The organism is Pandoraea pnomenusa, from assembly GCF_000767615.3.
GTDB classification, from domain to species: domain Bacteria; phylum Pseudomonadota; class Gammaproteobacteria; order Burkholderiales; family Burkholderiaceae; genus Pandoraea; species Pandoraea pnomenusa.
Genome location: NZ_CP009553.3, coordinates 153,460 through 165,311, shown reverse-complemented (window position 1 = coordinate 165,311; position 11,852 = coordinate 153,460). Strand labels below are relative to the sequence as shown.

At 65.5% G+C, this 11,852-nt stretch carries 10 protein-coding genes, 1 tRNA gene and 2 riboswitches; of the genes, 5 read left to right on the top strand and 6 right to left on the bottom strand.

Translation table 11 applies throughout. The annotated features are described in order from the left end of the window. Positions 1-195: 195 nt before the first annotated feature. From gcvH to LV28_RS24805, 3 genes are all read right to left on the bottom strand, one after another. Positions 196-579: a glycine cleavage system protein GcvH gene (gene gcvH / locus LV28_RS24815; protein WP_023598408.1), complete on the bottom strand. Its 384-nt coding sequence runs from the start codon at positions 577-579 to the stop codon at positions 196-198. Between the two features lie 80 nt (positions 580-659). After that, entirely contained in the window at positions 660-1,766 is a 1,107-nt protein-coding gene (gcvT, locus tag LV28_RS24810) for a glycine cleavage system aminomethyltransferase GcvT (RefSeq protein WP_023872605.1), read from the bottom strand. Positions 1,767-1,909: 143 nt separating this feature from the next. After that, a riboswitch (glycine riboswitch) is annotated at positions 1,910-2,049 on the bottom strand. A gap of 8 nt (positions 2,050-2,057) precedes the next feature. Beyond that, positions 2,058-2,154, bottom strand: a riboswitch (glycine riboswitch). A 48-nt stretch (positions 2,155-2,202) separates the two neighbouring features. Further along, positions 2,203-3,183: a zinc finger Ran-binding domain-containing protein gene (locus LV28_RS24805; RefSeq protein ID WP_023872606.1), complete on the bottom strand. Its 981-nt coding sequence runs from the start codon at positions 3,181-3,183 to the stop codon at positions 2,203-2,205. 280 nt (positions 3,184-3,463) lie between these two features. On the opposite strand from LV28_RS24805, the gene LV28_RS24800 reads away from it, so the two are divergent. Together LV28_RS24800 and LV28_RS24795 are read left to right on the top strand one after the other, a co-directional pair. Continuing rightward, the gene (locus LV28_RS24800) at positions 3,464-5,569 is read left to right on the top strand and encodes a UvrD-helicase domain-containing protein (protein WP_025250104.1); all 2,106 of its coding nucleotides are present in this window, start codon (positions 3,464-3,466) and stop codon (positions 5,567-5,569) included. Positions 5,570-6,029: 460 nt separating this feature from the next. Beyond that, the gene (locus LV28_RS24795) at positions 6,030-6,806 is read left to right on the top strand and encodes a metallophosphoesterase (protein ID WP_023872608.1); all 777 of its coding nucleotides are present in this window, start codon (positions 6,030-6,032) and stop codon (positions 6,804-6,806) included. 116 nt (positions 6,807-6,922) lie between these two features. Here LV28_RS24795 and LV28_RS24790 read toward each other — a convergent pair whose 3' ends face one another. Then, on the bottom strand, positions 6,923-7,819 hold the full coding sequence (locus tag LV28_RS24790; RefSeq protein WP_023598403.1) for a c-type cytochrome: 897 nt from the start codon (positions 7,817-7,819) through the stop codon (positions 6,923-6,925). A 389-nt stretch (positions 7,820-8,208) separates the two neighbouring features. On the opposite strand from LV28_RS24790, the gene LV28_RS24785 reads away from it, so the two are divergent. The 3 genes from LV28_RS24785 to LV28_RS24775 all read left to right on the top strand — a co-directional run bounded on the left by LV28_RS24785 (position 8,209) and on the right by LV28_RS24775 (position 9,894). Beyond that, positions 8,209-8,284, top strand: a tRNA-Arg gene (locus LV28_RS24785). Between the two features lie 194 nt (positions 8,285-8,478). Continuing rightward, positions 8,479-8,937, top strand: coding sequence for a hypothetical protein (locus LV28_RS48595; RefSeq protein ID WP_025250102.1), 459 nt, complete (start codon positions 8,479-8,481; stop codon positions 8,935-8,937). A 354-nt stretch (positions 8,938-9,291) separates the two neighbouring features. Beyond that, a complete protein-coding gene (locus LV28_RS24775; RefSeq protein WP_023598401.1) occupies positions 9,292-9,894 on the top strand; it encodes a BPSL1445 family SYLF domain-containing lipoprotein in 603 nt (200 codons plus the stop codon). A gap of 107 nt (positions 9,895-10,001) precedes the next feature. Here LV28_RS24775 and LV28_RS24770 read toward each other — a convergent pair whose 3' ends face one another. Beyond that, the gene (locus LV28_RS24770) at positions 10,002-10,871 is read right to left on the bottom strand and encodes an ABC transporter permease (protein ID WP_023598400.1); all 870 of its coding nucleotides are present in this window, start codon (positions 10,869-10,871) and stop codon (positions 10,002-10,004) included. Positions 10,872-10,978: 107 nt separating this feature from the next. Continuing rightward, entirely contained in the window at positions 10,979-11,812 is an 834-nt protein-coding gene (locus LV28_RS24765; RefSeq protein ID WP_023598399.1) for an ABC transporter ATP-binding protein, read from the bottom strand. Between the last annotated feature and the right edge of the window lie 40 nt (positions 11,813-11,852).

Genomic DNA, 11,852 nt, shown 5'->3' with positions numbered 1-11,852 from the left:
TGACGGCGGGATATCTCAGTTGCTCAGTTGCTCAGTTGCTCAGTTGCTCAGTTGCTCAGTTGCTCAGTTGCTCAGTTGCTCGGTTGCGCGGGTACGCGTGGTGCGCGTGGTGCGCGTGGTGCGCGAAGGGCAGGTAACGGTGCCGGGCTGGCGACGCCTCGCGAGCCGGAGCCCGCGGGGCGTCGTTCGGCAACGTCAGGCGCCGATCTTCTTCGCGTAGGCTTCCGGGCTCAGCAGTTTTTCGAGCTCGGCCGGATTCGAGGGCTTCACGCGGAACAGCCAGTTGCCGTAAGCGTCGGCGTTGACGATGTCGGGCGAGCCCGGCACTTCGGCGTTCGTCTCGATGATCTCGCCGCTGATCGGCGCGTGCACGTCGGCGGCGGCCTTGACCGACTCGATCACGCACGATGCCTCGTCCCGGGCGACGGTGCGGCCGGTGTCCGGCAGCTCCACGAACACGATGTCGCCCAGCGATTCCTGCGCGAAATCGGTGATGCCCACGGTCACGGTGCCGTCGGCTTCGAGACGGGCCCACTCGTCGGATTCGGTGTACTTCAGGTTGTCGGGGATATTCGCCATGTTGACGCTCCGGAATTCAGTGATTGGGGTATTCGGTTATCGGAAAATCGTGTCGCCGTGCCGTGGTGCCGGTGTGTTGCTCAGGCCACCACGGCCTTGCCGTGACGCACGAACGGTAATTTGACCACACGTGCGGGTAATTGCTTGTCACGAATTTGCACCTGCACGATGGCGCCGTCGGGAACGCCCTTCGGCAGCCGAGCAAAGGCGATCGATTGCTGCAGGCTCGGGCTGAAGGTGCCGCTGGTGATTTCGCCGTTGCCGGCGTCGGTCACCACGACCTGATGGGCGCGCAGCACGCCGCCCTTGCCGTCGAGCACGAGGCCCGCGAAGCGCCACGTCTGGCCGCGCGAGATCAGCGAGTCCTTGCCGACGAACGTGCGCTCGCTCTCTTTCTCCACGGTCCAGCCCAGGCCGGCGTCGAGCGGCGAGACGTCGTCGTCCATGTCCTGTCCGTACAGATTCATGCCGGCTTCCAGACGCAGCGTGTCGCGCGCGCCGAGGCCGGCCGGACGCACGCCTTGCGCGACCAGCGCCTTCCACAGGGCCACCACGTGATCGGCATTCACGATCACCTCGAAGCCGTCTTCGCCGGTGTAGCCCGTGCGGGCGATCATCAGCTCGCCGAAGGCGGTGTCCTTGGCGAACGCGGCGTTGAACGGCTTGAGCGCTTCGCTCGCCGCCTGGCTGCCCGGCACGGCCTGCCAGACCTTGGCGCGCGCGTTCGGCCCCTGCACCGCCACGATCGACAGGTCGCGGCGCGGAATGAGGGTGAGGTTGTAGTCGCCGTGGGCGTTGAGCTGGCCGAGCCAGGCGAGGTCCTTGTCGGCCGTGCCGGCGTTCACGACGATGCGGAACCAGTCTTCGGCGATGAAATAGACGATGAGATCGTCGATCACGCCGCCGCCCGGATTGAGCATGCACGTGTAGAGGGCCTTGCCCGGGGTTTGCAGCTTGTCGACGTTGTTGGCCACGGCATACCGCAGGAATTCGCGGCAGCCCGAGCCGTGCAGGTCGACCACGCACATGTGCGAGACGTCGAACATGCCGGCGTCGGTGCGCACGGCGTTGTGTTCTTCGATCTGGGAGCCGTAGTTCACGGGCATGTCCCAGCCGCCGAAGTCAACCATGCGAGCGCCGGCGGCGCGGTGCGTGTCGTTGAGCGGGGTACGTTTGAGATCGGTCATCGGGGCGTCGGGCCGTCAGGTGTCAAGGTTCGGGATCTTCGGAGACCAGCGTCCGAAAATGCAAAAGGGGTCATCTCGACGACCGGCACTTACCGCGTGGGGCGCGTGTCCGTACACGTGCCCAACGCAATGCCAGTTGGCGAGATGACCCCTCTGTCCTTGGTACCTGAGAGATTGCCCGGCGGATCGGTGTGCCTCGCGCACGCCATGTCGATCCCGCCAGCCCCTTCGGTGGATCGCCCGCGTGCCCTGCACGCCGCGACCGCTCTCCAGAGATCGAAGGCAAAGCCTTCGGCGTGGACGGTCCTTGATGCCTGAGAGTTTGTGGGTATTACCCCTTCGGCGGCCCCGGCATGTGCTTCCCGGTGCGCTCTCCCGACCACGCTCGCGCACTTTACGGGGAAAGCCGGGGACTGTCAATTTGGCACAAATACCGTCAGTGCGATTCCCCCGGATTGGCGCCCGCCGGACATCCGTCGCGGCCCCACCTGCCATTGCAGATGGCCCAGATGCAGCGTTGCTTCGGTATCACTTCGTACCAGCGATAGCGCTCGCATCGCGCAAGCGCGGCGGCGATCGTGCTCGCGGCCGATGGCGCGGAGGCGGCCAGCGGCGCCGAGGCGCTCGCCGGCGGCGTATTCTGCGCGGCAATCGCGCCGATGTCGTTCGCATCGTAATGCGCCGGCAGATCCGACGGGGCGGTCGGCGGCTGAGATGACTTGCCGCCCGCGACGCGTCGACTCAACAATTGCATCATCTCGTCTGGGGCGTTGGCGGACTGGGTGGCGGACGGCGCGGGAGGCGTCACCTGGGTCGCCGCGGCGGTCAATGCCGCCGTGGCGGCCGACGCCGTCAGCGGCGCCGCGCTCTGACTCGCGGCCGCGACATCGGCGGCGGCGCCGGACGCTGCGGCATCGATCGCCGCGAGCGCCTGCGCCCTGGCCTGCGCGGCCGACGCCTCGTTCGGCGCGCCTGCGCCTGTATCGCCCGGCGCGGCGGCCGACGGCGCGTCGTTGCCATTGTTGAACGGCGCGACCGCAATGCCCTCGGGCGCCTTGGGTGCGGGGTCGACATAGGGCGCGCGCAGATTCCACCAGATGCCGAGCAGCGCGATGGCGGCGAACACCGCGGTACCGAAAACGAGTGCGCCGTTGAGCCAGCCCGGCTCCTCATCCTTCCGATCGCGCCGGTCGCGAGCCCGCTTCGGGGGCGTCGCCGACGCGGCACCGGCGGCACCCGTGGCCTTTGCCGAATCGCTCAGGCGGCTGTCGGCAGCGTCGGCCGTCGCGCCGGCCACGGCGCCCGCCGCGAGACCCTCGCCCCGGAAACCCGGCTCGGCATCCGCGAGTCTGGCGCCGCACTTCTCACAGTGCAGCGCGCGCGGCGCGTTGTTCGTCCCACAAGTTGGACATTGCACGGCGACCTCACCACGATGGCAACGTTTTGCATTATAGGCACCCGGTCTATGTCGACGCCAGCGCGCGGCACCGGCCGCGCCACCCGGCGTCGCGCGCGCCCCACAGTCGGCGGGCCCCGACGGGAAGCGCGTTCGCGGGGTAAAACCGGCGCGACTGAAGCGTCGCGCTCACGTGCCGGACGGGGGCGCCGCGCGTGATAGACTTGCCCACCACCGCGCACGCCAGCACATGGCCGGCACCGCCCGCGTCTTGCCGCGCTCACCCCATCCGCTTCACACCATGTCGTCCTTTCCGCTCAATCCCGCCCAGAACGAAGCCACGCACTACTTCGACGGCCCGTGCCTCGTGCTGGCCGGGGCGGGCAGCGGCAAGACCCGCGTCATCACGCAAAAGATCGCGTGGCTCATCGAAGCGAAGGGATTTGAGCCGAAGCACATCGCCGCCGTCACGTTCACGAACAAGGCCGCCGCCGAAATGCGCGAACGCGTGGCCAAGCAGCTCGAAGGCAAGACACTCACCACGCCCGGCAAGGAGGGGCGCAAGGTGCCCGTCAATCAGCTCACGATCTGCACGTTCCACTCGCTGGGCGTGCAGATTTTGCGCCGCGAGGCGGAACACGTCGGTCTGAAGCCGCAGTTCTCGATTCTCGATGCCGACGACTGCTTCGGCCTGATCCAGGAGCAATTGGGCACGACCGACAAGGCGATGATCCGCGGCGTGCAGACCGCCATCTCCCTGTGGAAAAACGGCATGGTCACGCCCGACGTGGCGCTGGCCGCGGCCGAGACCGCCGACGAGCATCAGGCAGCCCTGGTCTATCGCAATTACATGGCGACGTTGCAGGCCTACCAGGCCGTCGATTTCGACGATCTGATCCGGCTGCCCGCGCAGCTCTTCGAGCGCGACGAGGAAGTGCGTGATCGCTGGCAGAACAAGCTGCGCTATCTGCTCATCGACGAATACCAGGACACCAACACCTGCCAGTATCTGCTGCTCAAGCTGCTCGCGGGCAAGCGCGCGGCATTCACCGCCGTGGGCGACGACGACCAGGCAATCTACGGCTGGCGCGGCGCCACGCTCGAGAACCTCAAGCAGTTGCAGGTCGACTTCCCCACGCTCAAGGTCATCAAGCTCGAGCAGAACTATCGCTCGACGTCGCGCATTCTCACGGCGGCGAACAACGTCATTGCGAAGAATCCGAAAATCTTCGAGAAGAAGTTGTGGAGCGAGCACGGCCTGGGCGATCCGATCACCGTGACCGCGATGAACGACGAAGAACACGAAGCCGAGTCGGTCGTGTTCCGGCTCTCGGCGCACAAGTTCGAGCGGCGCGCGGAGTTTCGCGATTACGCGATCCTGTACCGCGGCAACCACCAGGCGCGCATCTTCGAACAGGTGCTGCGGCGCGAACGCATTCCGTACGTTCTCTCGGGCGGACAGTCGTTCTTCGACAAGGCCGAAATCAAGGATCTGTGCGCGTACCTGCGCCTGCTCGCCAATCCCGACGACGACCCCGCATTCATTCGCGCCGTCACCACCCCGCGTCGCGGCGTGGGCAGCACCACGCTGGAAGTGCTGGGCGGCTTCGCGGGGCAGGCCAAGGTCTCGCTGTTCGAGGCGGTCTACATGGGCGCCGTGGAAGCGCGGCTGCAACCGCGTCAGCTCGAACCGCTGCGCGCGTTCTGCGACTTCATTCAGCGCATTGCGGCGCGCGCGGCGCGCGATCCGGCCAACGAGGTCATCGACGATCTCATGGAAGGCGTTCACTACGAGGCCTACCTCTACGATACGTTCGACGAACGCCAGGCCCAGTCGCGCTGGACGACCGTGCTCGAATTCCTTGAATGGATGAAGCGCAAGGGCACGCGCGGCGACGAAGCGCAGACGACCGGCTTCGACACCGCCGACGGGCTCGACGACGACGGCAAGAGCCTGATGGAACTCACGCAGACCATCGCGCTGATGTCGATGCTCGAAGGACGCGACGGCGACGACCCGGATGCCGTGCGACTGTCGACGCTGCACGCCTCCAAGGGCCTCGAGTATCCGCATGTCTTCCTCGTGGGCGTGGAGGAAGGCATCCTGCCGCACATTCGCGAAGACGAAGAGGTCACCGCCGAGAAGATCGAGGAAGAGCGCCGCCTGATGTACGTTGGCATCACCCGCGCGCAGCGCTCGCTTCAGTTGTCGTGGTGCAAGAAGCGCAAGCGGGCGCGCGAGACCTATTCGTGCGAAATCTCGCGCTTCGTGCCCGAGATGCAACTCGACGAAGCGCCGCCTCCGCCGCCCGAAGACGCCCCGATGTCGCCCAAGGACCGGCTCGCCAGCCTGAAGGCGATGCTCGCCGGTGGCGCCAACAAAACGCCGTCGTCGACCGGTGCCTGACATGAATAAGCCCCCGCGTGCGGGGGCTGGCCTGAGGAACGGCGGTGTCCATGCCGGGGCTGTCGGCGGCGGCAGGCACGCCGTGAAGTCAATGCTTGCTGCTATTTGCCACCACTCGAAGACGTTGGGTCACACGCGGCCGCCGGGCTCGACGCCACGACCATCCCCGTCAGACCGGTCAAACAAAGCAGGACAGCAACCAACAGTTTTCGCATAGGCTCGTCTCCACTCGTCAGGTGAAGTTTCACTATAGGAGGGCAGCCTTTCGAAGCCAAAGACATCTTGACCATCGGCGCGGCGCGGGCGATAGTCGGTAAAAAACGGGCGAAACGTCACGCGGTTTGCGTCGATTTCGATCCAATGCCCACACCTGCGGCGCACCGCTGGCAATGCGTCCGGCACACACCGTTGCGACGCGCGTGTGCGGCACCCATCCCCGAGTTTTTGTGGAGCGTGGTGCGTGAGACTGCATATCCTGTCAGACCTGCATTTGTCCGTGGCGCCGTTGGCCATTCCCGACGTCGATGCCGACGTCACGATCCTCGCCGGCGACATCAGCCGTCCGGCGCAAGCCATCGAGTGGGCGAAGCAACTTTCGCGCCCCGTCATCTACGTAGCTGGCAACCATGAGTTCTACGGCGCCACGCTCGCGGGCACGCTTGCCGAGCTGCGGCGCCTGACGGCGGGCACCCAGGTGCATTTGCTCGAACGGGGGGCCGTGGTGATCGATGGCGTACGTTTCATCGGCACCACCCTCTGGACCGATTTCGCGCTGTACGACGCCGAGGGCAAGCACGACATGGTCATCGAGGAATCGAAGAAGTTCGTGCGCGACTTCACGCGCATCCGGGTGGGCGACCCCGCGGCGCCGTGGTCCGATCTGCCGTTTTTCTCGCCGGACGACTCGGCCGCGCTATGTCGCGAGAATGTCGCCTGGCTCTCGCGCGCACTCGCCACGCCCCATGAGGGGCCGACGGTGATCGTGACGCACCATGCCCCCACGCCACAGAGTATTCATCCACGCTTTGCCGGGTCCCCCGTGAACCCGGCGTTCATTTCGGATTTGACGTCGTTCGTCGATCAGTCGGACGCCGCATTGTGGGTCCATGGCCATACGCACGATTCGTTCGATTACCGGGTCGGCCGCACGCGCGTGCTGTGCAATCCGCGTGGTTACTGCTTTGAGGGACGCATCGAGAACACGGCATTCGATCCGCAGTTGGTCGTGCGCGTTTAGGGCGTGTCGGGCCTGTCGCCGGGCCATCGGCCGCATGGACCGTTGCGTCGGCAGCGGCAGCGAAAAGCAAATCCCCGCCGAAGCGGGGATTTTTCATCACACTGGCGTCCGGCCGGTTACTTCGCCGCGCTCACCATGTAATCCACGGCGGCCTTGACGTCGTCGTCCGACGCATTGGTGGCGCCGCCCTTCGCCGGCATGGCGTTCAGGCCCTTGAGGGCCGCGTTGTGCAGCGTTTCGATGCCGGTGGCGATGCGTGGTGCCCACGCGGCCTTGTCGCCGAACTTCGGGGCGTTCATCACGCCGGCGGCGTGACAGGCCATGCAAACCGTGTCGTAAAGCTTCTTGCCGGCCTCGAGATTGCTGCCCGCGCTGGCCGCAGCCGGGGCGGGCGTCTTGAGCGCGGCCATGGCCGCGGCGGCGGTCGCGGCTGCGCCGGCGTCGGCGGCCGGAGCCCCCGATGCCGGGGCGGCAGCGCTGGCACCGGAGGCGGCCGGCGCCGGTTGGGCCGGCGCCGCCGGCTCTTGCAGCTTGCCACCGGAGGCGTTCGCCATATAGACGATGGCGCGGCCGATCTCGTAGTCGGTCACATCGTCGGGGCTGGTGCCGCCGCGCGGCGGCATGGCGCCCTTGCCGGCCAGCGCGATCTTGAGCATTTCGTCGTAGCCCTGCTTGATGCGCGGTGCCCATTCGTCGGTGCCGACCTTCGGGGCACCGGCCGCGCCCGACGCGTGGCAGGCAGCGCAAACGGCCTTGTAGAGTTGCTCGCCCGTCTGATAAACGCGTGGCGCGTTGGCGTCCTTGACTTCGACCTTGGCCACGGGCGCGATGCGCTCGGCGATGGCCTTTTCGGTCATGGCGGAACTGCCTGCGGCGGGAAGGGTGCTGTTGCCTACGTAATTGACCAGCAGGACGATGATGACGATCGGAACCAGAAAACCTGCAACGACGGCGGCGATGAGCTGCTTGGGTGTTTTGATCGGAGACTCGTGCTCGTTATGTGCTTCACTCATGCGGGATCTCTCAATAGTTTTTGTGGAAACCGAGTGCATCACACCGGACGGCCGACAGGCCCTTGCGCCATCCAGTCAAAATAACGAACCATTGTAGCAACAATCCCTCGGCGGATGACACGCCAAGGCGGTGCGCGGACGCCGCAAAAGTCCCGTATTTTCCCTAACTTACGCGAAAGGCAAAGCGGTGTTCCGCGTGCTTCGTGCGCAAAGTGTGGCCTTGGCGCAACCACAGGAAATCCGCGCGAGAGCGGCTTGCGGCAACGAAATGCCGCATTGTTGGGCAGGACGATGCACGGGGCATGGACGGCGCGCCGCAAAACCGCTATGCTTCTACCTCTTTGCCTGCCGGTAGCGCGTTCGCGCACTCCTCACCGGTGGTCTGCATAGCGCCCGTAGCTCAGGGGATAGAGTATCGGCCTCCGAAGCCGAGGGTCACTGGTTCGATTCCAGTCGGGCGCGCCAATTCACCAAGCGTAGTCAGTCTTTTCAATGCGTTGCACCCTGCCGTCACTCGATCGTAACGGCGCCGACAACGTCAGCCGACCGTACCTATTTATCGGGCGCGCGACACCGTGTCGCGGCTATCGACAATCCGACCGGGGCGATGCCAGAATAGGTCACCCGCGCAACGGCGGGGTCCATTGAGGAGATCGACGATGCCACGCCGCACCGCCACGCTGTCCCCGATGTGCTTGTCCTGCGCTCGCCCCGCCCTCGCGCCGGTACCGCCCGACGCAAGTGCAAGGACTCCGAAACGTCTGTCCCGGCACTGGTGGCAAACCGCCGCCGCCGCGATACTGTTCGGTGCGAGCGGCATCGCATTCGCGCAGACGCCAGTGTGCTTCGACAGCCTCGGTCGTTCACTTCCTCCCGAGCAATGCTCGCAAGCCGCACGCGATCAGGCCGCCGCCCAGGCCAGCGCGGCGGGCGCCGCCTCCCCCTCGCTTCGCGACGAATGCCGCGCCCTCGCCGACAAGATTGCCAACACGCCGGACAAGCCGGTGTACACGCGCAAGAAGCGCGTCGATTCGCCCGAGGGCAATCGCGTCGACATTCCTACACGCACAAACCCGCGCAAGGCGCTCAAGGAAGAATACATGCGCAAGTGCACGTAGGCGGACTCCTACAAGTTAGCCGACGTTAGCAACAAGTTAGCGGAACTTAATGCGCGCTTTTCTTGACAATACCGACAGAGACCCCATAATCGTCGTCATGCCGATGCGCCGCGCCCGGATCTCGTAACCGTGCAATATCGCGAGATACCGGCGCGACGGGCCGCACGCAGTACGTGCCTGAATGCGACGCCGTAAACGTCGTCGCAGTCACATCGGATGCCGAAACATTGCCCTTATCATCCGCTTCACTGCCGCGACGCGGGGCCCTGTGGGGCCGCCCGACGGCATGACGTTTTATCCGCATCCAAGCCGCCCCGCCCCCGCGAGGCGGTACACGCTACCTGGAGGGAGAAAATGCAAAAACGCGAATTCCTGATGAAAACTTCCGTCGCTGTCGCCGCCGCCGCTTTCGCATTGGCCGGCTGTACCACGACCACGCCGTCGCAAGCTGACAAGGGCGACAGCGCGCCCGGCGCCAACGCGAACAAGCGCCGTGAAATCGACGCCGCCGTCAACGGCGCGCTCGACAAGATGTATGCGTCGGTGAAGGGCTCGCGCGAGCTCGTGAACAAGGCCCGCGGCGTGCTGGTGTTCCCGTCGGTGTTGCAAGCGGGCTTCGTCGTGGGCGGCGAATATGGCGAAGGCGCGCTGCGTGTGGGCGGTGCGACCAGGGGTTACTACAACACCGTGACGGCGTCGTTCGGCCTGCAGATCGGCGCGCAGTCGAAGGCCGTGATCTTCCTGTTCATGACGCAGGACGCCCTCGATAAATTCCAGCGCACCGACGGCTGGACGGCCGGCGCCGACGCCTCGGTCGCGCTGGTCAAGGTCGGCGCGAACGGCGCCGTCGATCTGAATACGGCGACGTCGCCGGTGGAAGTGATCGTGATGACCAATGCCGGCCTGATGGCCAACCTGAACGTGGAAGGCACGAAGGTCACGAAGCTCAACATCTGACCGACACGCGCCGGACGATGCGCCGGCGCGTCTCCAAAGGAAAAGCGGCGCCACCTGCGAAGGTGGCGCCGCTTTGCTTTGTCTTGCCACATCGGGCAAGGTCGCGCTTACTCGGTCGTGAACGCGGCCGGCCGCCACTTCAGCAAACGGCGCTCGAGCGATGTAAGCAGATAGTCCGCGCCCAGCGCCACCACCGCGAGCACGATCATCGCCGCGAATACGCCGCTGGCATTGAAAGCCCCCTGCGCGGTCGAGATGAGCAGCCCGATGCCCTGCTTCGAGCCGAGGAATTCACCGACGACGGCACCCACCAGTGCGAAGCCGAAGCTCACATGCAAGCTCGCGAGAATCCACGACAGGGCCGACGGAATCACCACCGACATCGTGACCTGACGACGCGACGCGCCAAGAATCTGCGCATTCGCGATCATGTAACGGTCCGCTTCGCGCACGCCCTGGAAGGCGTTGGCGAACACCACGAAGAACACCATGACCACCGCCAGGGCGACCTTCGAGGCCATGCCCAGGCCGAAGGCGATCACGAAGATCGAACCGAGCACCACGCGCGGGATCGAGTTCGCGATCTGGATGTAGAGGCTGAACACGTCCGAGAGCAGCTTGTTGCGTCCGAGCACGATGCCGCAAATGACGCCGGCAATCCCCCCGATAAAGAAGCCGAGCACCGTTTCCTCGAGCGTGACGAGCACCTGCGTCCAGAGCGGTCCCTGCGAAGTGCCTTCCACGCACCAGTCATAGATCTGCTGCACGATCAGCGTCGGCTGCGAGAAGAAAAACGGATCGATCCAGCCCACGCGCGCGGCCAGTTCCCAGCCGCCGAGCCCGATCACCAGAATCGCCACGCGCAGGAAAATCACCAGCGCGCGACGTTGTTTGATGCGACGTTGCGCCGCGGCTTCCTCGCGTGCGAGATCGGCGTCGCCCAATCCTGCCAGCACGGCCTGTTCACTCATGTTCATGCCCTCCTCCTGACGGCAAAGGCACGCGCTGCAACTCCCGGCAACGCGGCCCGTCGATTCACTGATGCGACCCCGTGGGCCGCGAAAACTCGTTCATCCGATCTCGTTCAACCGATCTTCACTTCTTCACGCAGGTCGGCCCAGATCTCGCGCGAAATCTCGATGAAGCGCTGCTCGTAGCGAATCTCGGACATCACGCGCGGGCGCGGCAAGTCGATCGTGTAGACGTTCTTCAAGGTGGCCGGACGCGCCGTGAGCACAAACACGCGATCGGCCAGCGCAATGGCTTCCTCCAGATCGTGCGTCACGAACACCACCGAACCCGAGGTCGACGACCACAGTTGCAGCAGCTCGTCCTGCATGAGCGTGCGCGTCTGCATGTCGAGCGCGGAGAACGGTTCGTCCATCAACAGAATCTCGGGGTTGTTGATGAACGTCTGCGCCAGCGCGACACGTTTGCGCATGCCGCCCGAGAGCTGATGCGGGTAGTGGCTGCCGAACTTGTCGAGCCCCACGCGCTTGATCCATTCGTCGGCCTGGGCGTAGGCGGCATCCTTGGACTGGCCGCGAAAGAGCGGGCCCGCCGCCACGTTCTCGCGCACGCTGCGCCACGGGAAGACGGCATCGTTCTGGAACACGAAGCCGATGCGCGGATCGATGCCGTTGACCGGCTGTCCCATCACCCGCACGCTGCCCGCGGTCGGGCGCAGCAGGCCGGTGATCATCGACAGCGTGGTCGACTTGCCGCAGCCGGTCGGACCGACGATCGCGACGAATTCACCGCGCGCGACCGACATGCTGAAGTTGCGCAGCGCGACGGTGGCCTTGCCGTCGGGCGAGATGAAGCGGCACGACACGTTGTCGAACTCGATGGCGGGCGTGTCGCGCGAGACGGCGCTCGCTGCGCGAGACGGCGCCGTGGGGGTAATGGTCTGGGTCATGCCCGGCTCCTCAGTTACGTCGAAGGGCAAACGGTGTCGT